Source organism: Streptomyces toyocaensis (genome assembly GCF_000725125.1).
GTDB classification, from domain to species: Bacteria; Actinomycetota; Actinomycetes; order Streptomycetales; family Streptomycetaceae; genus Streptomyces; species Streptomyces toyocaensis.
Genome location: NZ_JFCB01000012.1, coordinates 139,002 through 163,414, shown reverse-complemented (window position 1 = coordinate 163,414; position 24,413 = coordinate 139,002). Strand labels below are relative to the sequence as shown.

Genomic DNA, 24,413 nt, shown 5'->3' with positions numbered 1-24,413 from the left:
GGGCAGGTGCGGACATGTAGGGCCGGCAGTGCAACAAGCCGGCGGATGGTGTTACAAATCCCTCGGGGCCTTGGTGCCGTACGGCACCAAGGCCCCTCGACGCATTCCCCCCGCAGGACCCCGCAGTTCCCACCAGAGGTGCAGATGACCGCAGACACACCGCTCGACCGGATCGACGACGACGACTACCCCGCCTACACCATGGGACGAGCAGCGGAGATGCTGGGTACGACGCCCGCCTTCCTGCGCGCTCTCGGTGAGGCCCGGCTGATCACGCCGCTGCGTTCCGAGGGCGGTCACCGCCGCTACTCCCGCTACCAGCTGCGTATCGCCGCCCGCGCCCGTGAGATGGTCGACCAGGGGACCTCCATCGAGGCGGCGTGCCGCATCATCATCCTGGAGGACCAGCTCGAAGAGGCCCGGCGCATCAACGAGGAACTCCGGGCCCGGTGATCGCGGGTCCGGCTCCGGGGCGCACGAGTGGGCCACGAGACCGGTGCATAGAATCCGTTCCCATGGTGAAGCCTGACGAGCTGATCGTTCACATCGCCGCCCTCGTGGAGTCGGGGCAGAGCAGCCAGATGTCCCTGACCGTGGTCACCGGTGGTGCCGTCATCACCGGTCGCCTCGCTCCCGAAGCCGTGTGGCGGCGGAGGGTGGCGGAGGTGCTGACGGATTCCGCCCAGCTGAGCGGATTCTCCGCCGTGTTCGACGCTCCCCCGCGGCAGGACGGCCCTCCCACACACCTGCACTTCCACGTCGCCCGGATCCTGCAGGGCACGGTGGGTATCCCGGAAACGGGCGGGATGTACCGCGTCGCGATCGAGGACGTCAGCGCCTGGACGGTGGGGGACTTCAGCTACTCCGACCACTGATCCGCGGCACCCGGTGAGGGGCCGGCGGCGGGGCCATTCAGCGGGAGAGGGCGATGACGCCCAGGGCGTTGCCGTCCTCGTCGACCACGGGCAGGGCCCCGAGCCGCCGGTGCCGCATCACGTGCTCGGCCTCGGCCACAGTGGTCAGCGGGGAGGCGAAGAGCCCGCCGGTGTCGTCGGCGCGGGCGACGTCGCGCAGGCGGACCCGGTCCGTGTACCCGAGCCCGGTCCGCACGGCGGTCAGCCGGGCCCGGCTGACCAGGTGGGTGCACTGGCCGTCCTCGTCACACACGACGAGGTGACCCGTGCGGGCGGCGGTCATGACGGACAGCGCCACCTCGACGGTCATGCCGTCCCAGACCTGGGGCCCGGCCGCGTGCATGACGTCGGCCACGGTCCCGCGCGCAGCGGCGGGGTGCGTCGAACGGGTCGAACGGGAATGCGTCTGGACCGGCGTCAAGAGGTACCTCCAGCGGTGATGGGTCGGCTTTCTGAGCGGGACGGCCCCGAAAATCGGCGGTCGACGGTGGAAGTCCGCCGAATGGAAGCAGGTACGGCGTTTTTCCGGCCGGGGCGCGACTTTCAAAAACCGAAAAGCAGGGGACCGCGTACGTACGGCAGGAACGCACGCAGCTGGGGCCCGCACCCCAAAGGATGCGGGCCCCAGCTGCGCGATGCGCTTCAGCGTCAGGCGGGAACGATGTTCTCCGCCGTCGGGCCCTTCTGGCCCTGCGCGATGTCGAAGGAAACCTTCTGGCCCTCGAGCAGCTCACGGAAGCCCTGGGCGGCGATGTTCGAGTAGTGGGCGAACACGTCGGCGCCGCCACCGTCCTGCTCGATGAAGCCGAAGCCCTTTTCCGCGTTGAACCACTTCACGGTTCCAGTAGCCATGTCATATCTCCTTCGGGGCAGTGCGTCGACGTCCGCCCTGTGCGGACACCGTGTCGCCGCGATGATCACCCCGCCGGAAAAAGACCGGAAATGCACAAGCACTTCCCCGGCACGGATGCCGCGGAGAGTGCTTGAAGTTTCGGGAACCACAACTGCAACTTCGTCGACAGTAGCACGCTGCGGCGCTCTGTGTATTTCGGCGAATTACGCTCGGTTCGCTGTCTTAAGGAAACTGCCCGCACGTCGCGTTGAATTCTCACCCCGCCGCTGCAGATACGGGTTGCCGCACCGTCCGGTCCCTCCCGCCCGGGAACCACGCGGCTGTGCACGATGTCCTGCTGAGTCGTGAACACAACAGAGCCGGCCGCCGGCTCCTGCCTCCCCTGGGTGGGCTCAGCGGCCTTCGGAGCCGCCGCGGGCGCCGCCGCCTGGGCGCTGACCACCTGGGCCCGCGCCTACTGCGACGCGGGCTACGAGGCCGGCGGACGTCTCGAACTCACCTTCCTGTTACTCCTCGCCCCCGTCGCCGGAGCCCTCGTCGGGGTCATGGCGCAGGCCACGGGGCGACGCCTGTCCCGTCACGCACCGACGGCGGTCCGCGTCGCACTGCCGACGCTGCTGACGGTCGTCGCGACGGTCTGGGCCGCGTGGTGGTTCTTCGCGACCCAGGGAACGCCGGCCGGCTATCCCGGCGACTCCGGCCTCTGCCCTGTGAGCAACATCCCACCGCAGTGGCCCGCATGGATCCCCGCGTGATCCGGCGTCGGTTCCACGCCCGGATCACCGAGGGGCCACGGCGGTCCTGCGGCCCGTGGCCCCTCGGTGGATCCCTGGTCGGCGCTTCCGGCGGTCAGCCCCGCAACTCCTCGGTCAGACCCAGCTGGCTCATGAGGGCGCCGGTGTCCAGATAGGCGCGGCCCTCCTGGATCTTGCCGTCCCTCACCTCGTAGATGTCGCACGCGTGCACCGTGACGTGCTGCCCCGTGGCGGGCACGGTGCCCGCGTGCAGGACGAGGTCCCCGGTCTGCGTCCCGCTTCCTGTGTATTCGACGACCACCCTGTCGCCCTGGGACGTGAGGTGGTCGAGGGTGAACTTGCCGTCGGGCATCGCGTCGAACATGGCCTTCGCGAGCTGGGTGAAGCCCTCCGGACCCTGCAGCGTTCGTCCGCTGCCCTCCTCGACGAGGGTGCAGTCAGGAGCGACGGACCCGGCGATGGAGTCGTAGTCCCGGTCGTTCCACGCCCGGAACAGATCGCGGACGAAGGTTTCATTCTCAGCCATGGGAACCTCCACTGGAGAACATTCCTTCCTCCCCATGCTCACCTGCTGAGTCCGGCCGCGCATCCTCCGGAACACCTGGTCCGGAAACCGAGCGCCGTGCCCGGCCGGCGCGCGGCCGACCGTGGGCCTCACAGCCGGCGGTCGGGGCGGGGGCGGGGAGCGACCGACCGGATGTGGTCACCGAGTGCGGCGAAGGACACCGGTGGGCCGGCCGCTGCGCGGACCGCGCCCAGGCCGGCGCTGTCCGGGTCCGGGGCGGCGTCCACGGGGCGGGGAACGCGAAGTGGGGGCATGGACCGCGGGGTCGAAGGCAGACGAGAAGACCACTCCATGGGCCGCGGTCTGCCAGGCAGACCCGAGCGCGGGCGCTCGCGCATCCGTTGCCGACAGCCGGGGCGGCGGGAGGGGCAGGGTGTGCAGTGCTGCGGTCATGCCGGCAAGGACTGCGGCAGGATGACCGCGTGACAGTGAGATGGAGGCTCGGACTCGTACGGCTGAGTGGAGCGGACCGGAGACGTCGTGCCGCGGAACTCGCCGAGGTCGAGGCGGAGATCACGGCCTACGGAGAGACTCTCGACCGGCACCCCTTCTCCCCTGGCCAGTTGGGTGCCACAGACGAGATGCGCGCGGACCTGGCCCGCGCCCTCGACGCGTACGAGGAGGCCAAACGGGCCTTCGTCGGCGATCGCGACCGTGCGGATGCCTTGGACGTCCTGCGGGCCCTGGACGAGGGGCACCATGCGTTGGCCTGTCTGGACGCCCGGCTCGCGGGCGCGCCGCCGCCCGAGCGACTGCCGCTGTGCTTCTTCGACCCACGGCACGGGCGGTCTACCGCACAGGTGCGCTGGGCACCGGACGGCGGGGCCGCCCGCAATGTGGCCGTGTGCGCCGCCGACGCGGTGCGTATCGCGGAGAGCCGAGAGCCGATCACCCCCGGGAGCGGCCGCGGGGAGCAGAGTTCTCGGATGTCCGGGGCCCGCGCGACGGGTGCGACGCGCGGGTCGCCGCGCGACTCGGGGCCGTCCCCCAGGAGGGCGAACCGGACGGTGTCGGGAAAGGGCGACGGCAGGCAACGGGTGGCGTTGCCCGAGCGGCGGCAGCCGGCGGTTCTGGTCGTCCGCACCGAACGCCCCGCCCACATCACCGTGCTGGTGGATCAGCCCCAGGGACGCCGGCCGCGCGGCTACCAGCTGCACAGCGCCGACGGCCCTGTCGTCGCCCGGATCCCGCTCAGCCGGGGCGGAGGCCGACGCGAGGCCGGCTTCCGGCTCGAATTCCGGGACGGCGTCCGTGTGCGCTGGTCGGCGAGTGCCGAACCCCCGGACGCCGTGCCCGAGTTCGACGTCCACACCGGCGGGCAGGGATTCGACGTCGTGCGCTACCGGGGCACCGCCGGGCCCGGCGTGCTGCGCCACCGTGGCCGGGGAACGGTCGTGCTCCAGGCGCTCGACGACGAACTCGCCGAGTGGGCCACGCTCGGTGAGGGCCTGGGCGACTGCGACATAGCGGTCACGTGGCCCGGACCGGGCTACTACCAGGTCAGAGCTCACGGAGCATGGATCCTGACACGGGAGGCAGGAGGCTGAGGCTCCCGGGCGGGTGGGTGGCGACGCCGCGCGGGCGGGCGGGACGGCCAACGACGGTCAGCCACGACGGCGGACGCGCCGGTCAGCCGACGCGCGTTAGGTCGCACCTCCCGCTTGCCCCGGCCGCACCGCCGGTGCCGTCGTACGCCTGCCGACCGATGCCGAGGTCTGCCGGTGACTGACTCATCCGAAGAGGGCAATCAGTCCGTTCACCCAGATGCCCAGCATCACCAGGACCACCAACAGGCAGCCGGCCCCCGCGAGGAAGCCGCTGAACTTCCCGGTACCGACGTCCGCTTCGTTGTCCGGGGCGGAAGGTATCCAGTTCCAGTCCACCGGGCGTCCCAGGGCTTCGGAGCAGGCGGTGCGTACAGCCGCCAGCTGCTCCCTGGCGAACGCGGAGGGGGCAAGGGACTCGGGACCACGCCACGCGAGTGCCCTCATGCGCTCCAGGGGTGTCCGGTACCTCGCTTCGAAGGCGGACGTCTCGCCCGCGTCCCGGTTTTCCTCCAGGTACATCCAGCGTCCTGCCTGCGCGGGCTCACCGTACAGCCGGTACACCTCCGCCAGACGACGGCGCAGTGTCAGGTCGTCGGGGTAGGAGGAGACCAGTCCGCGTAGGCGTTGACGCGCCATGGGCACGCGACCGGCTGCCAGATCCGCGTCGACTCGGGCGAGGGTGGCTGTCAGTGGCATGGCTGCATGATCGGCCAGGACGGTGGGGCATCTCGACTCGTTTTCGTCGGGCGACTGGTCAACCCCGGCTCCGACGAGGGCACACGGGCCATGCGCCGGCCTCGGCGTCCGGGTCCGGCCCGGTGAGCTGCGAACGCGGAAGGGCGCAGCGGTTCCCGCGCCGCGCTGATCCGACAGCAAGGGACCAGCGACCGGGACCGGGCCATCGCCGGATCACCTCCGAGCCGCCGGCGGTACTTCGCGGGCTCCTGCCGGTCTCTCAGGTGGGGACGCGGGCGTGCCGCAGCGGTGCTCCGGCCTGATGGAGACTGGCGAGGGCCAGCCGGTAGGAGGTGATCAACCCGGTCTCCACGTAGTCCAGACCCAGTTCCTGACAGTGGCGCCGCACGATGGTCCGGGCCCTGCGCAGGTTGGGGCTGGGCATGCTGGGGAACAGGTGGTGTTCGATCTGGTGGTTCAGCCCGCCCAGTGCGATGTCGGTGAACCTGCCGCCGCGCACGTTGCGTGAGGTGAGCACCTGGCGCCGGAGGAAGTCCGGGCGGTCCGCGCCCTTCAGGATGGGCATGCCCTTGTGGTTGGGCGCGAAGACGGAACCGAGGTAGACGCCGAACAGGCACTGGTGGACGGCGACGAAGGCGATCGCCATGCCGGGGGGCAGCAGCCACAGCAGCACGGTCACGTAGAGCGCGAAGTGCGCGAACAGCAGGACGCCGTCGAGCGCGCGGTGCTTGAGCGAGGGATTGGTCAGTGCCTTCGCGCTCGACACGTGCAGGTTGAAGCCCTCGAGCGTGAGGAGCGGGAAGAACAGGAACGCCTGCCAGCGGCCGATCAGGCGAGGGAGGCCTTTGGCGGCCCGCGCCTGGTCCTGGGACCAGACCAGCAGGTCCGGGTCGACGTCGGGGTCGAGTTCCTCGTGGTTGGGATTGGCGTGGTGGCGGGTGTGTTTGTCCTGCCACCACCCGTAGCCCATCCCGATACCGGCACCGGCGATCCGCCCTGACACCTCACTGGCCCGGCGTCGGCGGAACACCTGGCGGTGCGCCGCGTCATGGGCCAGCAGGGCGACCTGGCCGAAGACGACGGCGAGGAAGGCGGCGACCGCGAGTGACCACCAGCTGTCGCCGACGAGCGCGACGGCGGCCCACCCGCTGACGTAGAGCCCTGCCACCACCGTGATCCGCAAGGCGTAGTAGCCGGGACGGCGCTCCAGCAGCCCGGCGGCGGCGATCTTTTTCGACAAGCGGGCGAAGTCACTGCCGGACGCCGCCGAGGGCGAGGGGTGGACCGTGCTGTCACTGCTCATGATGGTGAAACTCTCTCCGCAGGGGCCGATGGCTCGGCGCCGCCCCGGAAGCCGCTGGGAAGGGGCCGCAGGCAGAACTCCACGTCCTCCGCGATGTGCGTGCCGACGCATCGCGCCCGGCGCGGGAGCAAGGAGGACGTCTGCTTCGTCGGTCAGCGGCTGCGCAGGCCCTCTTTCCGCGCCCGGGTACCCCGCCGGGGGCGCTTCACGCCGTCACAGGACGGGCTTCCGGAGCGGCCTGTTGGCCCGCCGAACCGACTCCGGCCGGTGAAGCGGGTCCCGCTGCTCGCTGATGAGGGCGCGAACGCCTGACCGGTCACGCCGCGGTCGCGGTGATGAGGACGGCGACGGTGACCGGTCCAGGGGCGTCGGTGGCCGTCGTGTCGGCCACGGCGGCCCGGACGGCGCGGGCGACTTCCAGGGGGTGGTGTCCGGGGGCGACCGAGAGCTGGAGCTCGACACGCCGGCCGGGCGGGTCGGCATGGTCCTCCACCCTGACCGGGCGGCTCCCCAGCACGGTGGTGAGGCCGGCGACGCCCGGAACACCCGTTGCGGCGTCCGCCAGATCCCCGACGGCCCCTCGCGCGGGGCCCGTTCCGGCCGCAGGGGGCGAACTTCGCGCTGCTGCGGCTGCGGCTGCGGCTGCGGCTGTGGCCTCCGGTGCGGGCGTCATGGATCCCGCTGCGGTCCGTGACGTCGCACCCGTCTGCGGGACCTCATGGAGATCCGTGACGCGCAGGTCGGCTGTCACCGTGACCAGGCCGAGTCGTCGAACGGCCGCGTCCAGCAGCGTGCTCCTCAACTGGTCGGCGGTTTCGGGCAGTGGCCGCCCGAGTGATGCCGAAAAGGCGGCTTCGATCCTGAGCGGGCCCGGCGGCATCGCGCTGGCCGGCGGACGGACGGTCGGCTCGGACACGGATTCGAGCGGGGCCGGCCCGATGCGCAGGGACTCCAGCCGCACCCCGGGGATCTCGTCAGCGGCGCGTGCGAGCGCCTGGGTGGCCGCCTGCTCGGTGATCCATGTCCCGTCGGCGGGCCCGCCCAGCGGAAGCAGCCGGCCCAGGTCGAGTTGGCGCCGTACCGCCTGTGTCCACGCCTCGGAGCCCACCGGCCTCTCACCCTCTCTCTTGGGCCATTTGTCCGAACCTCTCGCCCCGCACCGCCGTCAAGTTCCACAGTGCGCACTAAAGTGAATATAGTCAGAAAAGTAGGGACAAGGGGGGCCCTGAGGGAGGTTCATCCCAATGACCGAGAACACCGGCGCGAGGCACGGGGGTGCTCCCGCTTCTCGTGGCCGGACGACGATCGCCGACGTGGTGGTGGAGAAGATCGCCGGAATGGCGGCACGGGACGTGCCCGGCGTCCACGCCCTGGGCAGCGGTTTCGCCCGCTCGATGGGATCCATGAGGGAGCGGATGCCCGGCGCCGGCAGCGGCAAGTCCGTCACACGCGGGGTCAGTGTCGAGGTCGGAGAGCTGCAGGCGGCCATCGACCTGGAGATCGTCGTCGACTACGGCGTCCCGATCACGGACGTGGCCGGTGAGGTGAGGGAGAACGTGATTGCCGCGGTGGAGCGGATGGCGGGTCGGGACGTCGTCGAGGTCAACATCACGGTCAGCGATGTGAACCTCCCCGACGAGGAGGGCGAAGGGGAGGAACGGCAGCGGATCCAGTAGACGGGACGCAGCAGCCCGCGTGAGAGAAGGAGCGCGTGATGAGCAGGTCCGTGGTGGGCTTGATGACCGGAATGGCGCTGGGTTTCGCCGCGTATTTCGGTGATTTCTGGGCATTCCTGCTGGTGCTCGGGCTGGGCGTCGTCGGTCTCGTGGTCGGGCGGTTCATGGAGGGCGATCTCGAACCGGGCGACTTCGTCCGCCGCCGGGACCGGCAGGACCGGATCCGCGATGACCGTCGACGGGCTCGAGGAGACTGGCGGCAGTGACCGGTGAAGCCGAGCGGCGTCCGGACGTCCCCCGTGGGGAGCGCGGTGCGACCACCGTCGCCGACCGGGTCGTCGCGAAGATCGCCTCCCGCGTGGCGCGCGAGGCGCTGAGCCGTTTCACCGAGTCGGCCGGCCACGTGCCGCCAGGCCGCCGGACGCCACACGTGACCACCTCCGTGCGGCGGGCACCGGAGCGGCAGACCGCGGGGCGGGACGCCGAGTCCGCCGCCGGACGGCCGGCGCTCGGCGAGGCGCGGCTGCGCATCACCGTCGAGCTCGGCTATCCGTCCGACATCGGTGCGCAGTGCGCCGCGGTGCGCCGGGAGGTCACCGAACGGCTCAGTGCGTGGTCCGGTATGGACGTGTCGGATTTCGTGGTGACGGTCGGGAGACTGCACTCGGCGCATACGCGGCACACGGACCAGGAGAGGGTGCGATGAACGCGAACCCCGGGCGGCAGCCGGCCGGTGACAGCGGCCTTCCCCCCGAACCCGGAAAGGCGCACCCGCCCGCGGACGGCGCCCCGGGCAAGGACGCAACCACAGCCGGTTCGACATCAGTGGTCGAGGCATCGAGGCGGGCGCCGCGCCGTTTCTGGTCCATGCGGCGGGTTCCCGCGGCCTTGGTGGCCCTGCTGTCCGCCGCGGCCGTCGGACTGCTCCTGTACGACGTGATCTCGGTCCGTGCGGGCCGGTCCGCGATGCGCTGGCGGCGGCGACTCGCCGAGGAACTGGCCACACGACCACTGGACGACGTCTGGATGATCGTCGGGGCCTCCGTGGCGATGGCCCTCGGCCTGTGGCTCTTCCTGCTGGCGGTGACGCCGGGACTGCGCAGGCTGCTGTCCATGCGGCAGCCCTCCGGCATTCCCCGGACGGAGAAGGTCCGCGCCGGGCTCGACCGTCGCGCGGCCGCCCTGGTCCTGCGTGACCGGGCCGTGCAGGTGCCGGGTGTCCAGTCGGCACGGGTGGCCGTCGGCCGCCGGAAGGTCAAAGCCCGGGCGCGCGCCCACTTTCGGGATCTCGAGGAGGTCCGCGCGGACCTGGACGCCACGCTGCGCCAAGCCGTGACGTTCCTGGGTCTCGCCCGGCAACCCACGCTGACCGTGCGCGTCCGGCGCCCGAGGAAGGGCTGAGTGATCCCGATGCTCAAGACCGTGAACCGGGTGCTGCTGGGGCTCCTCGGCCTCGGACTGTTCGCCCTGGGCGGCGGCGTGCTGCTGGGCGCGCTGGACCTGCCGCACCGCTGGGACTTCGGCCTGCCGGGCTGGTGGCCCTTCCGCGGGCCGGACGATGTGGTGCTGGGCCCCGAGGGACGCACCCGGTGGCGGGACGAGGGCTGGTGGTGGCCGACCGTCATCGCGGTGCTCGCCGTGCTGCTGATTCTGCTCCTGTGGTGGCTGCTCGCCCAGCGCCGACGCCGCCTGGGCGGCGTCCTCGTCCACAGCGGGGACGGCGCGGCGGCCCGACTCGACGGGCGCACACTGGAGGACGTGATCGAGGAAGAGGCGCAGGCCCTGGACGGGGTGTCGCGGGCTCATGTACGGCTGACGGGCCGAAGTACCGCTCCGGCCGCACGCGTACGGCTCCTGCTGGAGCCTCACGCCGACCCGGCGCGGACTCTGGGGCGACTGAGCCGGGAAACACTCGCGCACGCACGGGACTCCGCCGGCCTGGACAGCCTCCCCTCGAAGGTCCGACTCAAGGAAGTCCGCCACCACGCACAACGCACCGCCTGAGATCCCCTGGCCCGAACGCCCGCCGGGGCAGCCGGTCAGCCCTCCTCCGGAGTCGGGAGCGGGCTCCGGCTCGCATCGCAGGCCCGCACGACAGCGTCGGAGTCGTCTATGTCGTGGTCCTTCCAGGAGGGGAGGAATCCGGCCATGGTCCTCTTCTTGTTCCTGCTCGTCGCCGGCATCGCTCTGATCGCCATCGGGGCCAGCCTCGACGGCATGCTCTACCTGTTGTCCGCCGGCGTACTGCTCATCATCGTCGATCTGCTCCACCTTGCGGCCCGCTCCCTGTGGGGCTCCCCTCGGCGCCCGGCCCGCTGAAGGGGCCGGCCACGGCGGACCTTCGGTGGCGCGATGGTCGGCTCACTCCCACAGGAGGGCGGAATCACGCGGCACCCCGTTCCGTCGTGCCCCGCCTCTCCCGTGGACTCATCCTCTTGGTGTCATCACCGGAGGCGCCTCTCGCGGTGTGCTCGCCGAAGCAGACCGTCGGAGCCCGCGTCCGCGAGCAGTCGTGCGGTCTGCGGGGACGGGTGGTGCAGCCGCAGCGACGCGTGGGCCCCGGCGGCGTGCCGTGACGCGTCGAGGAAGACGCGCAGGCCGCTGCTGTCACAGCGGTCGACGGTGGTCAGGTCGACGTCGATGGTGGTGATGCCGTCATGCAGGCACTGCTCCAGAGCGGCACGCACCTGGGGCGCGGTGGCGGGGTCGATCACACCGGCCAGGGTGACCAGGGCCCGCCTGCCCCGGTCGTGCCGGTAGATGACCAGCCGCGGAAGAGTCATGACGCCTCCGTTCGGATGCATCGGTGCCACGGGTCCCGGCCGCGCCTCGCCCGGCCCACCGGCCCGGGTGCAAGCGCCGGGCACGCGTCGCCGCGGACCGACCCGACGGCTCGTACGCGCGGCCGGGCGGCCGGTGGGGACGCCGGGCGATCACCCGTGGCGAGTGGTACGGCTGCGGCGGCGCGGAGTGGCCGCGGCCCCGTCGCGGCGGTCCCGTCGCTCACCTGCGCTCGGTGACTCGAACCGCTCCTGTCCCGCCGGGGGCTGCGGTGTGCCTCGGCCTCGGCGGCCGGGCAGGGGGGCGCTGTACCGGTAGGCGGCGATTCTGTCGGCGTGCTGGAGGTTGAGCCGGTGGATCACGTACGCCGCCACTGCGACGAGGACCAGGAAGGCGGCGGCTGTCAGCAGGGCGTTCATGGCGGTCCCCTCACATACCTATGATCAGTCGGCTGGCCAGACCTTGCGGGCCGTTCTGTCGGGGAACGGCCGCGGACACCGCCGGGGCACCGCCCTCGTACTCCCCTGCCTCGTCCGGGCCGAGTGGCTGGTCGGTCCCGGAGACGCCGTGCCGGGCAGCGTCCGCGGCGACGAGCGCGCTCGCGGTCAGGGGCGGACCGTCCTGGCCGGACGCGGCTGCCATCAGCCGGGCCGCCGACTCCGCGCCGGTCTCGGGCGGGATCACCAGGAGATCCCAGCGGCCGGTGCCGTAGGAGAGCAGCAGGAGCTTGTGCGGGTCGATCTCCGGGGTGAACCAGCCGGCCTTGACGACGTGACCGTCCACGGGAATCCTGCCGGGGATGACCGGCCAGTGCTCCGGGTTGACGGCGATGCGCGTGATGCGGCCCCACAGGGGGTCCAACACCTCTGTGAGCGCAGGCAGTTCACGCAGCAGATCCCGGGACCGGGGCCACCAGGCCCCGTCCAGGAGCCCGCGGGAGGAGCCGTCGGTCCTCAGCGCGAGACGCGCGGCCGGGGCCGCGACGGGCTGGGGGTGCGGCAGGGTGGGGTGCAAGGTCGCCGACATGATGCGGACCCGTCTCCGGACGGCCTCTGCGGCGGCCCGGGTTTCATCCTTCGCCGGGGACGACCCGGCGTGGAAGCCGGTGTGCGAGATGCCCTCGGTACCGTCCACACTACTCCGCGTTCCGCCGCGGAGCAGTGGCCGCATGGATGCGGAGTACACGGCCCGGGTGATCTCCCGGCGCCTCGGCGGGTGCCAAAGCCCTCGGCCCGGCGAGGTCAACCGCGCCACTCGACCATGAGCAGCGTCGCGTCATCGGTGGTGTGCCTGCCTCGCGCCTGCTTGAGCGTGTGGGACAGGGAACGCGTCACCGCTCGGACGTCGCGGCCGGTTCTCTCCAGGTGATTCACACAGTCGATCAGCTGGCCCTCCCCGAACTCCTCCCGCGGTGGTCGCGGACGAGGATCGGCGGCGGGTGCCCGGCGTTGACCCACTGCAGCCACCCCGTCGTCGTGTCCAGCTGCATCATCTGACGTGCAGGATGTCGTCGTTGAGGTCGTAGTCGAAGCTGTCAGCGGCCACGTCGTAGGCGGGTTCCAGGATCCCGGCCACGGCGACCGCGGGCATCATCATCGCGAGCGGTGGCAGCAGGGACCACTGGATCTCCGCGGCGACACTCATCGCCTCACCGCGCCGGACGCCGAAGAACAGGTCGGAGTAACCGTGCTTGGTCACCAGCAGGTCGGCCACCAGGCCGGAGATCCTGCGCAACAGGCGGCGGTCGTCGTCGTCGACGCTGTCCAACGTCACCGACAGAACCCCGACCTGGTCGCCGCCGTCCAGCAGCGGCAGATGGACCCGTACGCCATCGGCCTCGGCGAGTTCGACGAGCCGTGCGTCGAGGAAACAGCGGCCCGCGTCGGAGCCGTCGATGACCTGCGGTCCACTGTCCGTGAGGCCCTCACCGGGCAGCGGTACGAGCAACAGCTGGCCGTAGTCCTGCAACAGAACCCGCGGACGCCGACCCCCCAACCGCTCCACCACATCGGCGACCAACGGCCCGATCAGACGGGGCGGCAGCTCATGTGCGCGATCGAGAACCGCGCCCAGCAGCGCCTCCCCGAAGCTCTCGGAACGGTCCGCGAGTAGCGGGTACCCCTTCCGCCCCGATGAGCCGCTCAGTGGACGTAGTGGCACGCGTACGGCACGACCCCGGGCACGACGAAGGGCCAGCCTGGGAGGAAACCCCTCCTGGGCTGGCCCTTTTCTCTGTGCCCCGGCAGGATTCGAACCTGCGACACCCGCTTGAGGAGGCCCGTCGCCTGTCCGGCATCCCGGCCGGTCAGCGCTTTCCCTTGACATCCACCGGTACGGCCGACGTGTGGCGAACGTCCGTGGTGAACGGTGAGCGGGCGGGGGCAACCCTGCACCCGCCTCATGAGTCACACAGGCGCCCGTTTCACATGCTTTCCCTTGGTCCAGAAGGGGCCCACTCTCTGTGATGACTCGTACCCGGCTGTCCGCGCTGGCCGCGACGGCGGCGCTCGCCGCCACCGGCGGCCTGATCACCGCCGCCCCCGCCTCCGCAGCGGTCACCTGCACCTCTCCCGTCTGGAGGGCGCAGTACTTCGGCAACTCCACCTTCAGCGGCACGCCGAAGCTCACCGCCTGCGACACCGCCATCAGCGAGAACTACGGGTACGGCGACCCGGCCGGCGTAACGCTGCCCAAGGACAACTTCTCCGTCCGCTGGTCCCTCACCCGGGACTTCGGCTCCGGCGGCCCCTTCCGGCTCTCCGCCGCCACGCAGGACGGCATGCGCGTCTACGTCGACGGTGTGCGGAAGATCGACCTGTGGAAGAACGTCTCCACAACCGCCCGCAAGACCGTCGACCTGACCATCCCGGCCGGCAAGCACACGCTCCGCGTGGACTACGTCGCATGGACCGGCGTCGCCAACGCCGCCTTCACGTACACCCCGCGCACCGAGGCCGCCGTCGACACGGTCAAGCCGCTCGCCCCGACCGGACTCACCGCCGCGTACGACTGGACGACGGCCAAGACCACCCTGCGCTGGACCGCCAACAAGGAGATGGACCTCGCCGGGTACCGCGTGTACCGCCGGCTGAGCGCCACCAGTTGGGTCAAGGTCAGCGGGACGTCCCTGCTGACCACCCGGTCCTTCGTCGACGCCCCGCCCGCCACCGGCCAGACCTTCCTTTACGAGGTCCGCGCCGTCGACAAGGCCGGCCGCGAGTCCGCCGGCAGCCCGGACGTGACGGCGACGACCGTCGACCGCACCGGGCCGGCAGCCCCCACCGGACTCACGGTCGCCACCGGCGACGGGTGGTGGGACACCCTGAAGTGGCAGGGAGTCGCCGACACGGCGAAGTACGAGGTGTACGCCTCGTCCGCGGCTGCCGGACCGTTCGAGCTGCGCGGTACGACGACCACGCCGTCGTACCGGACCAGCGGCGCCGTGAACACGAACACGTACTACCGGGTCCGGGCCCTCGACGCAGCCGGCAACCCGGGGGCGTACGCGACGGTCACCAGCGACGGCGTCGACCGGATGCCACCGAAGTCCCCGACCGGCGTCACCGCCGGCGCCCGTCCCGGCTACACCAACGTGCACTGGAGCCAGCCCGACGGTTTCTACGAGGACTGGGACAACGGCGGGCATTACCGCGTGTACCGCTCGCCCGGCAAGACGTTCGACCCGACCGCGCGCACCCAGGTGACCTGCGTCGCGGAGGAGAGCCACGAGGCGGGCAACGGCGGCAACTGCCACGACGTGGACATGCCCGCGAACACGTACGTGACGTACGCCGTCACGGCGGTGGACCCGTACGGCAACGAGTCGGCGTACTCCGCGCCGGTCGTCGTCCGCACCGGCGACACCGTGGCGCCCGGCCCGGTCACCGGCGTGAAGGTCACCCCGCGCAACGACGGCATGCTGGTGAGCTGGGCCGCCTCGCCCGAGGACGACATCGACGAGTACGTGGTCTGGACGGGCGTCCGGCAGGCCGACGGCACGGTCAAGTGGCTCGGCCCCGCCACCTGCGCGGAGGGCACGAGCAACTGGCTCGCGATCCTCTGCGGCGACCTGCCGGACGGCGAGGCGCACGTGTACGCGGTGACGGCCAAGGACCACTGGGGCAACACGCTGCACCCGAGCGACCCGAAGGTCACCGTGGTCGAGGCCACCGAGCTCGACGTCCGGCCGTCCGTGACCGTCACCCGGGACTGGAGCCTCGGCAGCCTGGGCCACAACCGGACGACCACTCGTCCGTCCGTCGACTGGCAGTGCACCGACACGACCCGCTGCGCCACGGTCACCGGCTACCGCGTGAGCCGATGGAACCCGGTGACCAAGGCGTACGAGCCCCAGCACGACGGACTGCTCCCGGCGGACGCCCGGACGTGGGAGGACGCCACGGCGACGAAGGGGAACACATACTTCTACACGCTTCAGGCCGTGACGGCCGACGGCGCCGTGGTGGGGACGTACCCCTGGTACACCGTCTTCCAGGACCGCGTCTAGCTGGAGGTCTGTGGCTTGTGGTACATCGAGGCCGTGCCCGACCGCGGCGAGTTGGTCGCCATCAGGCAAACCGAGCTGACTTCGGCCGGTCGGCTCCATCGGTACAGCTGGGAGCACCTGGAAGACGAGCACGGCGGCCTGACAGACCAGGCGATCAACCCTGAAGAGGACCTGCTGGAGATTGTCCCGACCGAAGAGTTCCAGCGGGTGTGGACGCAGTGAACACCGTCTGGTCCCGCGCCGTGGTGCAGCCCTGCAAAGCAACTAGGCAGGTTCACAAACGTGTTGAATGCGTGCTGGTGGGTGCCGTCCGGTGAAGGCGCGGGTTGCCCGGCGGAAGCCGGCGAGCAACCCGAGCGAGGTGCACGTGTCCCGTCAGACCTTCTCGATCCGTACGGGGCGGCCTGCGAGAAGCTGGTTCAGATCGTCGGTGTCCGAGGTGAAGACGGTTGCCTGGGCTCCCTGCTCGGCTTCCCGTGCGGCCACGGCCGCCCTCCCCAACCGTTGCCGTCGGCGTTGCCGTCACTGCCGTCGAACATGCTGGCGAAGGCCTGACCCGGACGTCACCTATTGCAGGCAGCAACGACACCCAGAATCACAAGGGCGATCAGGAACATCGCCACGCAGCCGCCTACCGCACTCTCCGTCTCAGCGATGATTCCCTTGGGCTTCGGTCGAGACCTTTCGTAGTCACGCACGCCCCGTGCCACCGCGCGCCTGATCTCGTCTTCGTCCACGTGCTTGCCCCCGCGTCCCGCAGCGTCCCGAACCAGCACGGGCAACATACCCGCTACAGCACCGCTCCCTGGCTTCTTCGTCCCGAAGCAACTTGGGCGGGGGCTCGGCCAGCGGCCAGTGTGCCCTCCACCTGCTGCGATGGTCCGCTGACGTCCGTGCTTGTCCGCCGCTGTCCGTTGGCGTTGTCACGCAGCTAGACGCTCACGTGCGTTCGGAGGCATTGACCGTATGCCTCAACCACGGCTCAGTCCGCTGTCTCCCAGGAGACCGCCTCGGCGGCCTTGCGTCAGTGCTCGATGCCAGGATGCGCCTGTGCCAAAGAGATATAAGACCGATGAGGCCGTAGCAGCGACGGAACTCAGGGAGGCTGGGTGCGAACCAATGGAGCCTTATCCTGGGCGCACATCGTTACCGTGGCGGGCGCGGTGCCTCAACAGGCGTTGCCCTGGCCATGAGACCCCGCTCAACGTGTACCTCAGCTACATCCGTAACCCGGTATACGGGGGCGCTGGTTGTGGGCACTGTCGCAAGAAACAGCGAGCGGATGAGCGTCGTGCGGACGTGATCGTCCGTGGCCGTGTGCTGCCGATGGAGGTCATCCACGATGTAAAGCAGTCGGTCCGCGCTTGGTGCCTCCGCTGCTGGAGCGTTGTCCGTCCTCGTCTAGACAACATGCGATCGGGCCAAGGCGGTTGTGAGTACTGCGGCGGTAAGGCCCGGTTCCCCGACGAGAAGTCCGAGGCCGTTCACCTGCGTGCATGCCAGACCACCGATCGAAGTTGACCAACCTCGGCGTACCGTCGAGGTCGGCTCCGAACGATGGTGATGAGATGGCAATTGAGACGGGCTTCCCACCATGCGTGTCCCGCTCCTGCCCAGGTGACGGGTACGTTCGTCGGCCCGAGCGTTTGTCGGCGCGCGGAGGCGCGACCGTAGCCACACCGCCTATGCGTCGACCGTCACCCGGTCCCTCAGCCTGCCGGACCAACGCAATTTACAGCTGCGCGGCAGGGCCGGGGGCCCGTAGCGTGGCCGCATGTCGAAGCCTCAGCACATCGTGCACATCACCGAGCGCTCTCTATGGGAGGCGGCCCGTGAGTCCGGCACCTACGAGATGTCCACCCGCGGCCGCACGCTCCAACAGGAGGGATTCGTCCACTTCTCCACCCGCGACCAGCTCCGGCGTATCGCGGCCTTCCTCTACGGCGGCTACGACGGCCCCGACGAGTTGGTGGTGCTGGTCGTGGACCCGGCCCGGCTCGATGTCCCGCTGAGGTACGAGGCCATGCCGCCGAACGGCGAGGAGTTCCCGCACGTGTACGGGGCAGTGCCGGTCGAGGCCGTGGTAGGCGTCGAGCCCTGGGGGTGAGCGAACAGGGAGAGGTGCGCCGCCGCTTGGTGTTGGTGATGACCGAGGGGCCGGAAGAGCTGGCGGTGAGAGCAGGTCCGCCAGAGCACCGCTGACGAGAATCTTCCCGAGTGCGTCGAAGACCCGCCCGGTAGGCGGGCGGGTCGCTCTGGCAGTACTCCTCGCGGTCAGCGCGGGCAGGTACCGGGCGGGGCACAGTTGTTGGGCCGGTTGCCGTACACGGCACTGTGCCGCAACGTGACGGTCCCTGGAATCGCGTTGTAGATGCCGCCGCCGTCTGTTCCGGCGGTATTGCGCGACACCGAGGTACGAACGAGCCGGAGGGTTCCCACGTTGTAGATGCCCCCGCCGGTGCTGGGGGAATGATTGCCCACTACCTGGCTGCGCGTCAGTGTCGTCGTTCCCTCGTTGTCGACTCCGCCTCCGGGGACTGCCGCGGTACCGGTGTTGCCTGTCACGACACTGTCGATCACATCGGTGGTCATGTGGACGTCGGTGGCGATGCCGCTGCCTCGGTTGTCGGACACCCTGCTCGACCGCACGGTCGCGGTCGCCGTCGGGCCCGGAGTCGAGCCGCCGGTGGCGATACCTCCGATCTCCACGGCTCCGGTGTTGGCGGTGATCTCACTGGCCTTCACCAGCAGGGTCCACCGGTTCCAGATCCCGCCCCCGCCGTAACTCGTGGAATTGCGGGTGATCTGGCTGTGGTCGATCTCCAGCGGGCCGTCGTTGAGTACGCCTCCGCCCCATCGCGCGAATCCATGAGTGAGCCGGCTGTGCACCAGCTTGAGGCTCGCGGTGGGCACGAAGACGAAGGCGTTACCACCGAAGGAGAAGTTCGGGTCCAGCTTGCCGTTGGTGAGAGTGGTGTTCTCGACGGTCAGGGCGCCATGACCGCTCACCTGCAGAATGCGCATGTCGGGAGCGGTGTTGGCACGGGCCAGTGTGGCCCCGTTGCCTTCGATGGTGATGTTGCCGGTGATGGCGGGCAGCGCGTTGTCTCCGTAGTCGCCCGGAAAGGCACGACTCAGGATATACGTACACTTCCGGGCGAGTCTGATGACGCCTGAGCCCGCAGCGTTGGCTTCGTTGACAGCGCTGATCAGCGCGGCGTTGTCGTGGCAGGGGACCATCCTGGTGTGGGACTCGGCGGCGTCAGCCGTGACACCCGAGAGGGTCGTCAGTACGGCCGAGGCAACAATGGTGCGCAGGGCGCGCGCGGAAAAGGACGGCATGGGCTCTCCCGGCTCGTCGGGTCTCGGTGAAATCACGCCTGCTCTGAACTGGTTCGGCCGGTCAGCCGGTGCAGCCGGGCACGCTGCCGGGCGGGGCGCAGTTGTTCGGGGTGTTGGCGAAGACGCGCGAGAGGATCAGCCGCACCACCGAACGGTTGTAGATGCCGCCGCCGTCCCTCGCGGTGTTGCGGGTCACCGCGGATCTGGTCAGTGTCGCCTCGCCGCGAGTGTAGATGCCGCCGCCGTTGCCGCTCGCGACGTTGGAGCGCACCTGTGACAGGTCCAGCTGCATCGGACCGCCTTCGTTGTAGATGCCGCCGCCGTTCGTCGCGGTGTTGTCGCGCACCTGCGAGAGATTCAGCCGCAACGAGGCGAAGATATTGAAGATGCCGCCCCCGAAGGTCTTCGAGGTGTTACCGGTCACAGCGGAGCCGGTCAGCGTCATCGTGCCGAAGTTGAAGATGCCGCCTCCGGTGTCCGCGGTGTTGTCGCGCACCTGCGACAGATTCGACCGCACAGTGCCGCCGATGGAGTTGTAGATGCCGCCGCCCTGGCCCGCGACGTTGTCGCGCACGGTGGAACGGGTCAGTGTCACCGTGCCGCCGTCGTTGTAGATGCCGCCGCCGTAGCCGGTCGCGGGGCGGCCGCCGTGGGTGATGGTCAGGGCGGTCAGCTGTGCCCGAACCCCCGCGAGGACGGTCACGACGGTGCCGGTACCACCCCCGTCGAGCGTCGCACCGAGACCGATGAGCGTCAGGTTCTTGGTGATGGTGAAGTTGCCGGTGCAGGTCCCGGTCACCCGTAGCGTCGATCCGGGGCGGGCGTCGTCGATGGCCGTCTGCAGGTTCTGGGCCGGGCAGCGGACCGTGGCGATGGGTGCCGCGACGGCGGGAGCAGCCGGGGCCAGCGGGCCACCCACCAGTGCTGCCGCCGTCGCCGTGACGGGAAGCCACCGGCGGGATCGTCCTGCTGTGCGGATGGGCATGAGACGTCTCCGTTTCGTGCGCATGGGCTCCCTGCGCCTGGCGCCGCTGGGACATGCATTCGCAGACGTCATGTCCAGTGGGGTGACCGAAATCGCCATGAGGAAAGAAGGATCCACCGATTGCCCTACCGGCACTCACCAGGTCAGCTCAGGCATGCCCGTCCGGCGCCACTGGGTCGGCGAGGTGATCCGCAGGAAACGGCCTACTGGCACGCGTGTGGCACGACCCTGGACACGACGAAGGGCCGGCCTGGCAGGAACCCCCTCCTCAGCTGGCCCTTCTCGCTGTGCCCCCGGCAGGATTCGAACCTGCGACACCCGCTTCGGGAGTTTTCCTTGAACAGGGCTGTGACCTGCCGAAACGTCGGTCGGGGTGCCTCTGGCCCGGGAAAACACCACTCCGTAGTTCTCCAGTGTTCATGGGGCTTCCCGACCTCATGTGTGCTGGATCCGTTCCCTCGGGGGCGGGCGAGAGGACGGGCGATCTTGCGGGCGTCGGTGCGTGTGGAGCCAGGAGTAGCGTGGGAGCTGCGGGCGGAGTCCCGCCGTCGCACCGGCCCTACGGACGGGTGGTCATCATGACCAGCTCGGATACACCACCTGTTCCCCGGCGTCTGCCCAGTGGCGTCCACGAGGCCGTGCGACCGGGATCTGCGCTTCTCCGGCTGGAGACGACCGCATCACGCAAAGGCGTCCTCGACGGCGCGTGGTGGCCGCGCTCGCGCGACATCGGCGCCGAGCTGCCCGCCCTGTTGAGTGCCCTCGTCGCCCACCTCGGCCCCGTGTCCCGTGTGGGGCTGGATGCCGCCGCCTGGGAGGGTCTCCCGACGCGTATCGTCGTGGACGACCACGTGGTGCGCATCGACTCCTTCCCGGTCGGTGACGACACGGTCCTGGTCACCCGGGGGGACCGGGACATCTTCTCGCTGCTGGTCGTCCCGCCCGACACGGCACCGGATGCCGCCCGTGCCGCGATGGCCCAGGCGGTCTGGGCGGACAACGTCCGCGACGCGGAACAGATCCTCATCGACACGGGGAGCGGGCGCGGTCCTCTGGGCTGAGGGGGCGGCGAGGGGCGCGACCGGCGCACCTACCCTCCGTCCGGCGGGCCGTTCCCGGGGCGCTTCTGCCGACGTCAAGCCCGCTGAGGGCGCGCCCCTCCCGGCCTCGTCGGGTAGAGCAGACCATCGGAGCCCGTGTCCATGAGCAGTCGTTCGGTCTGCGGGGAGGGGTGGTGCAGCAGGAGGAACGCCTGGGCCTCGGCGGCTTGCTCCGACACGTCGAGGAAGACGCGCAGGCCGCTGTCGTCACAGTGGTCGACGGTGGTCAGATCGACGTCGATGAGGGTGATGCCGTCCCGCAGACACTGCTCCAGAGCGGCGCGCACCCGGGGCGCGGTGACGGGGTCGATCACACCGGCCAGGGTGACCAGGGCCCGCGCGCCCCGGTCGTGCCGGTAGATGTTCACCCGCGGAGGAGTCATGACGCCTCGGTTCGGATGCTCGGATTCTCGGGTGCCCCAGAGCCTGCGCCCACGCCCCGGGCTCGCGTCACCGCGGGCCGGGTGGGTGGTGGGGCGGGCCGGGTGGGTGGCCTGTCGGACGCCTGGATGCCGACCCATGGTGCGGGGTGCGGCTGGGGCGCGCCACGACCATGGCGACCGGGCCGGGGGGTGCTGTACCGGTACGCCGCGATCCTGTCGGCGTGCTGGAGCCCTAGCCGGTGGATCACGTACGCCGCCACTGCGACGAGGACCAGGAAAGCGATGGCCGTCAGGAAGGCGTTCATGCGGCCACCTCACATACCGATGATCAGCCGGCTGGCCGGCCCTGGCGGACCGCTCTGTCCGGTGACGGCCGCGGACACCGCCGGGGCGCCGCCCTCGTACTCCCATGCCTCGTCCGGGTCCAGTGCCTGGCCGGTGGGGGAGACGGCGTGCCGGGCCCCTTCCGCGGCGATCAGCGCGCCGGCGGTCAGGGGCGGGCCGTTGTGGTCGGACGCGGCTGCCAGCAGCCGGGCCGCAGACTCCGCCCCGGTCCCGGGCGGGATGACGAGGAGATCGAAGCGCCCGGTGCCGTAGGAGAGCAGCAGCAGCTTGTGCGGGTCGATCTCCGACGTGAACCAGCCGACCTTGACGGTGTGCCCGCTCACGGGGATCTCGCGGGGCATGACCGGCCAGTGCTCCGGGTTGACGGCGATCCGGGTGATGCGGCCCCACAGGGGGTCCAACACGTCCGTGAGTGCCGGCAGTTCACTCAGCAGGTCCCGGGAACGGGGCCACCAGGCTCCGTCCAGCAGCCCGCGGGAGGCGCCGTCGGTCTTCAGCGCGAGACGCACGGCCGGGGCTGCGACGGGCTCACGGGGCTGGGTGGGGTAAAAGGTCGCCGACATGATGCGGACCTGTCTCCGGGGCCACCTGTGCGACGGCCCGGGTGCCGTCCTTCGCCGGGGACGACCCGGCGTGGAAGCCGGTGTGCGAGATGCCCTCGGTACTGCCCACACTACTCCGCGTTCACCGGCGGCGAGGGGCAGGTACCGCACGGATGTGCGGTACCTGCCGCCGTGCAACAGTCACGGACGGCGCGGACGAGAGGTCAGCCGCGCCACTCCACCATGAGCAGCGTCGCGTCGTCGCTGGTCTGTCCGCCCCGCGCCCGTTTGAGCGTGTGGGACAGGGAGCGCGTCACCGCCCGGATGCCGCGGCCGGTCCTCTCCAGATGGTTCACACAGTCGATCAGCTGGACCTCCCCGAACTCCTCCCCGCCGCTCTTGTGTTCCTCGACCACTCCGTCGGTGAAGCAGAGGACTCGGTCCCCGGGCACCAGCCTCAGTTCGCTCACCCGAGGCTCCGAACCGCCCATGCCGACGGGAAGGGTCGTCGGGGCGACCAGACGCTGTGCGACGCGGTGGTCGCGGACGAGGATCGGCGGCGGGTGTCCGGCGTTGACCCATTGCACCTGTCCCGTCGTTGTGTCCAGCTGCAGGATCTGCGCGGTGACGAACTGCTCGGGACCGAACTGCTCGGCCACGGCGCGGTCCATGAACGCGTAGATCTCCGACAGTCCGATGCCGGCGCGGCGGGCGTGGCGGTAGGCGCCGATGGCCACGGTGGCCATCGTGGCCGCGTCCAGTCCGTGCCCCATCGCGTCGATCATGACCACGTGGAGGACGTCGCCGTTCAGCGCGTAGTCGAAGCTGTCGCCGCCCACGGCGTAGGCGGGTTCCAGGATTCCGGCGACGGCGACCCGGGGCATGATCATGGCCAGCGGTGGCAGCAGGGACCACTGGATCTCCGCGGCGACGCTCATCCCCTCATCGCGTCGGACGTCGAAGAACAGGTCGGAATAGCCGTGCTTGGTCACCAGCAGGTCGGCCACCAGGCCGGAGATTCTGAGCAGCAGGCGGCGGTCGTCGTCATCGACGCTGTCCAGCGTCACCGCCATGACCCCCACCTGGTCACCGCCGTCCAGCAGGGGCAGATGGACCCGGACGCCGTCCTCCTGGGGCACCTCGACAGGGATGGCGTCGAGAAAGCAGCGGCCCGCATAGGAGTCGTCGATCAGCTGGGGTTCCCCGCCGGTGAGTCCCTCACCGGGCAGTGGTACGAGCGCCAACTGGCCGTAGTCCTGCAACAGCACCTGCGGACGGCGGCCACCGAGCCGCTCCATCACGTCGGCGACCAGGGGCCCGATGAGATGGGGCGGGAGTTCGTGCGCGCTGTCCAGGATCTTTCCGAGGAGCGCTTCCCCGAAGCTTTCGGACCGGTCCGGGCGCCGTCCTGCCGCCATCCCGTCACCTTCCGCGGTCACGCTTCGGGAGGGGGCGGGCCGGGATGACGACGGATCTGTCGGTGCCATGGCTCCATCATGCGGTCGTGCATGCCCGGCCCGCCGGTCGAGCGAAGCCGGCCGGGCTGCTCACCTGGGTCCCGCTCCTCCTTCCGACTCCCCTGCGTCCTGTCCGTCGAGGCCGCTCTCGGCGAGTGCCGGCAGGCGCGGAGCCGACAGTGGGTTCGCGGGGTCGGCAGCGGCGGTCGGCAGCAGCGGTCGGTAGCAGCGGTCAGCAGCCTGGGTGGCCACTCGGGCCGGCTCGTCCGGGGGGATCACCAGCAGTTCCCAGCGCCCCACGGTGCCGCAGTCCACGGTGATGACATGCGCCTCGGCGGCGGAATCGGTCAGCACCACCTCGATCACGTGGCCGGGTGCCATCACCTCCTGCGGGGCATCGGGCCAAGCGGCCGTCCCCACGGTCACGCGGGTGATGGTGCCGATGCCCGGATCCAAGGAGCCGACCAGTACGGGCAGCTTCAGTTCTGGCGTTCATCGTGCGATCCCGTTCCGGACCGTGCGGTTTCCGGCTGCCCGTGTTGTGTCACTCGCCGGGAACGGCACCGCCGTCATTGTGCGCCCGGAAGTTCTCGGTATGTCTCAGATTACTCCCGGCTGTGGCAGGCGGTGTGGCGCGCAGCCATCGCACTGCCGCATCACCG

30 protein-coding genes and 1 pseudogene are annotated in these 24,413 nt (G+C 70.4%); 14 read left to right on the top strand and 17 right to left on the bottom strand.

The genetic code is table 11. The annotated features are described in order from the left end of the window. Positions 1-144: 144 nt before the first annotated feature. Together BU52_RS15820 and BU52_RS15815 are read left to right on the top strand one after the other, a co-directional pair. Positions 145-453, top strand: coding sequence for a MerR family transcriptional regulator (locus tag BU52_RS15820; protein ID WP_037934223.1), 309 nt, complete (start codon positions 145-147; stop codon positions 451-453). Between the two features lie 62 nt (positions 454-515). Further along, positions 516-875: a hypothetical protein gene (locus BU52_RS15815; protein ID WP_037934221.1), complete on the top strand. Its 360-nt coding sequence runs from the start codon at positions 516-518 to the stop codon at positions 873-875. A gap of 37 nt (positions 876-912) precedes the next feature. Here the strand turns inward: BU52_RS15815 and BU52_RS15810 are convergent, their stop codons facing one another. Both BU52_RS15810 and BU52_RS15805 read right to left on the bottom strand, forming a co-directional pair. After that, entirely contained in the window at positions 913-1,335 is a 423-nt protein-coding gene (locus BU52_RS15810) for a CBS domain-containing protein (RefSeq protein ID WP_037934218.1), read from the bottom strand. A gap of 227 nt (positions 1,336-1,562) precedes the next feature. Then, positions 1,563-1,766, bottom strand: a complete 204-nt coding sequence (locus tag BU52_RS15805) for a cold-shock protein (protein WP_004986771.1) — start codon at positions 1,764-1,766, stop codon at positions 1,563-1,565. Positions 1,767-2,111: 345 nt separating this feature from the next. On the opposite strand from BU52_RS15805, the gene BU52_RS36340 reads away from it, so the two are divergent. Further along, positions 2,112-2,522 carry a hypothetical protein gene (locus BU52_RS36340; protein ID WP_235216347.1) on the top strand — a complete coding sequence of 137 codons (411 nt, stop codon included), beginning with the start codon at positions 2,112-2,114 and terminating at the stop codon, positions 2,520-2,522. A gap of 94 nt (positions 2,523-2,616) precedes the next feature. Here BU52_RS36340 and BU52_RS32785 read toward each other — a convergent pair whose 3' ends face one another. Continuing rightward, the gene (locus BU52_RS32785; RefSeq protein ID WP_051858262.1) at positions 2,617-3,048 is read right to left on the bottom strand and encodes an ester cyclase; all 432 of its coding nucleotides are present in this window, start codon (positions 3,046-3,048) and stop codon (positions 2,617-2,619) included. 128 nt (positions 3,049-3,176) lie between these two features. After that, on the bottom strand, positions 3,177-3,341 hold the full coding sequence (locus BU52_RS35300; protein WP_157847879.1) for a hypothetical protein: 165 nt from the start codon (positions 3,339-3,341) through the stop codon (positions 3,177-3,179). A 168-nt stretch (positions 3,342-3,509) separates the two neighbouring features. Between BU52_RS35300 and BU52_RS35295 the strand changes: the two genes are divergently transcribed. Then, a complete protein-coding gene (locus tag BU52_RS35295; RefSeq protein ID WP_157847878.1) occupies positions 3,510-4,634 on the top strand; it encodes a hypothetical protein in 1,125 nt (374 codons plus the stop codon). Positions 4,635-4,817: 183 nt separating this feature from the next. Here BU52_RS35295 and BU52_RS15780 read toward each other — a convergent pair whose 3' ends face one another. From BU52_RS15780 to BU52_RS15770, 3 genes are all read right to left on the bottom strand, one after another. Then, a complete protein-coding gene (locus BU52_RS15780; protein ID WP_037934209.1) occupies positions 4,818-5,330 on the bottom strand; it encodes a DUF6584 family protein in 513 nt (170 codons plus the stop codon). Between the two features lie 259 nt (positions 5,331-5,589). Beyond that, entirely contained in the window at positions 5,590-6,633 is a 1,044-nt protein-coding gene (locus BU52_RS15775; protein WP_037934206.1) for a fatty acid desaturase family protein, read from the bottom strand. A gap of 316 nt (positions 6,634-6,949) precedes the next feature. Continuing rightward, on the bottom strand, positions 6,950-7,741 hold the full coding sequence (locus BU52_RS15770) for a hypothetical protein (protein ID WP_037934204.1): 792 nt from the start codon (positions 7,739-7,741) through the stop codon (positions 6,950-6,952). Between the two features lie 136 nt (positions 7,742-7,877). Here BU52_RS15770 and BU52_RS15765 point away from each other — a divergent pair, with 136 nt between their 5' ends. From BU52_RS15765 to BU52_RS35685, 6 genes are all read left to right on the top strand, one after another. Further along, on the top strand, positions 7,878-8,309 hold the full coding sequence (locus tag BU52_RS15765) for an Asp23/Gls24 family envelope stress response protein (RefSeq protein WP_037934201.1): 432 nt from the start codon (positions 7,878-7,880) through the stop codon (positions 8,307-8,309). A gap of 38 nt (positions 8,310-8,347) precedes the next feature. Then, complete coding sequence (locus BU52_RS15760) at positions 8,348-8,575, top strand: hypothetical protein (protein WP_037934198.1); 228 nt, start codon at positions 8,348-8,350, stop codon at positions 8,573-8,575. After that, positions 8,572-9,015 (top strand): hypothetical protein, encoded by a 444-nt coding sequence (locus BU52_RS15755; RefSeq protein ID WP_037934195.1) that lies wholly within the window; start codon positions 8,572-8,574, stop codon positions 9,013-9,015. Before BU52_RS15760 ends, BU52_RS15755 begins: the two co-directional genes overlap by 4 nt. Then, a complete protein-coding gene (locus BU52_RS15750; RefSeq protein ID WP_037934193.1) occupies positions 9,012-9,710 on the top strand; it encodes a DUF6286 domain-containing protein in 699 nt (232 codons plus the stop codon). Before BU52_RS15755 ends, BU52_RS15750 begins: the two co-directional genes overlap by 4 nt. Before the next feature lie 9 nt (positions 9,711-9,719). Then, positions 9,720-10,313 (top strand): alkaline shock response membrane anchor protein AmaP, encoded by a 594-nt coding sequence (amaP, locus tag BU52_RS15745; protein ID WP_037934372.1) that lies wholly within the window; start codon positions 9,720-9,722, stop codon positions 10,311-10,313. A gap of 144 nt (positions 10,314-10,457) precedes the next feature. Continuing rightward, the gene (locus BU52_RS35685; RefSeq protein ID WP_167343522.1) at positions 10,458-10,628 is read left to right on the top strand and encodes a hypothetical protein; all 171 of its coding nucleotides are present in this window, start codon (positions 10,458-10,460) and stop codon (positions 10,626-10,628) included. Positions 10,629-10,753: 125 nt separating this feature from the next. Here the strand turns inward: BU52_RS35685 and BU52_RS15740 are convergent, their stop codons facing one another. The 4 genes and pseudogenes from BU52_RS15740 to BU52_RS15725 form a co-directional block, all read right to left on the bottom strand. Then, positions 10,754-11,092: an STAS domain-containing protein gene (locus tag BU52_RS15740; protein WP_037934190.1), complete on the bottom strand. Its 339-nt coding sequence runs from the start codon at positions 11,090-11,092 to the stop codon at positions 10,754-10,756. Positions 11,093-11,242: 150 nt separating this feature from the next. Beyond that, positions 11,243-11,509, bottom strand: a complete 267-nt coding sequence (locus BU52_RS15735) for a hypothetical protein (protein ID WP_037934187.1) — start codon at positions 11,507-11,509, stop codon at positions 11,243-11,245. Between the two features lie 10 nt (positions 11,510-11,519). Further along, a complete protein-coding gene (locus BU52_RS15730; RefSeq protein WP_037934185.1) occupies positions 11,520-12,224 on the bottom strand; it encodes a DUF5994 family protein in 705 nt (234 codons plus the stop codon). 107 nt (positions 12,225-12,331) lie between these two features. Next, a pseudogene (locus BU52_RS15725) lies at positions 12,332-13,235 on the bottom strand (serine/threonine-protein phosphatase). A gap of 319 nt (positions 13,236-13,554) precedes the next feature. On the opposite strand from BU52_RS15725, the gene BU52_RS36335 reads away from it, so the two are divergent. From BU52_RS36335 to BU52_RS15705, 3 genes are all read left to right on the top strand, one after another. Beyond that, positions 13,555-15,597 (top strand): PA14 domain-containing protein, encoded by a 2,043-nt coding sequence (locus tag BU52_RS36335; RefSeq protein ID WP_051858260.1) that lies wholly within the window; start codon positions 13,555-13,557, stop codon positions 15,595-15,597. A gap of 15 nt (positions 15,598-15,612) precedes the next feature. Further along, on the top strand, positions 15,613-15,819 hold the full coding sequence (locus BU52_RS15715; protein WP_200881197.1) for a hypothetical protein: 207 nt from the start codon (positions 15,613-15,615) through the stop codon (positions 15,817-15,819). Positions 15,820-17,371: 1,552 nt separating this feature from the next. Then, positions 17,372-17,704: a DUF952 domain-containing protein gene (locus tag BU52_RS15705; protein WP_037934179.1), complete on the top strand. Its 333-nt coding sequence runs from the start codon at positions 17,372-17,374 to the stop codon at positions 17,702-17,704. A gap of 167 nt (positions 17,705-17,871) precedes the next feature. Here the strand turns inward: BU52_RS15705 and BU52_RS15700 are convergent, their stop codons facing one another. Both BU52_RS15700 and BU52_RS32775 read right to left on the bottom strand, forming a co-directional pair. Further along, on the bottom strand, positions 17,872-18,939 hold the full coding sequence (locus tag BU52_RS15700; RefSeq protein WP_037934177.1) for a hypothetical protein: 1,068 nt from the start codon (positions 18,937-18,939) through the stop codon (positions 17,872-17,874). A gap of 61 nt (positions 18,940-19,000) precedes the next feature. After that, positions 19,001-19,924: a right-handed parallel beta-helix repeat-containing protein gene (locus tag BU52_RS32775; protein ID WP_157847877.1), complete on the bottom strand. Its 924-nt coding sequence runs from the start codon at positions 19,922-19,924 to the stop codon at positions 19,001-19,003. Positions 19,925-20,502: 578 nt separating this feature from the next. Between BU52_RS32775 and BU52_RS15690 the strand changes: the two genes are divergently transcribed. Further along, positions 20,503-20,985 carry a DUF5994 family protein gene (locus tag BU52_RS15690; protein ID WP_037934360.1) on the top strand — a complete coding sequence of 161 codons (483 nt, stop codon included), beginning with the start codon at positions 20,503-20,505 and terminating at the stop codon, positions 20,983-20,985. 74 nt (positions 20,986-21,059) lie between these two features. Here the strand turns inward: BU52_RS15690 and BU52_RS15685 are convergent, their stop codons facing one another. From BU52_RS15685 to BU52_RS15670, 4 genes are all read right to left on the bottom strand, one after another. Then, the gene (locus BU52_RS15685) at positions 21,060-21,407 is read right to left on the bottom strand and encodes an STAS domain-containing protein (RefSeq protein WP_037934175.1); all 348 of its coding nucleotides are present in this window, start codon (positions 21,405-21,407) and stop codon (positions 21,060-21,062) included. Between the two features lie 314 nt (positions 21,408-21,721). Then, positions 21,722-22,315 (bottom strand): DUF5994 family protein, encoded by a 594-nt coding sequence (locus BU52_RS15680; protein WP_037934172.1) that lies wholly within the window; start codon positions 22,313-22,315, stop codon positions 21,722-21,724. 203 nt (positions 22,316-22,518) lie between these two features. Next, positions 22,519-23,712, bottom strand: coding sequence for a PP2C family protein-serine/threonine phosphatase (locus BU52_RS15675; RefSeq protein ID WP_037934171.1), 1,194 nt, complete (start codon positions 23,710-23,712; stop codon positions 22,519-22,521). Positions 23,713-23,841: 129 nt separating this feature from the next. Continuing rightward, entirely contained in the window at positions 23,842-24,177 is a 336-nt protein-coding gene (locus BU52_RS15670) for a DUF5994 family protein (RefSeq protein ID WP_235216346.1), read from the bottom strand. Between the last annotated feature and the right edge of the window lie 236 nt (positions 24,178-24,413).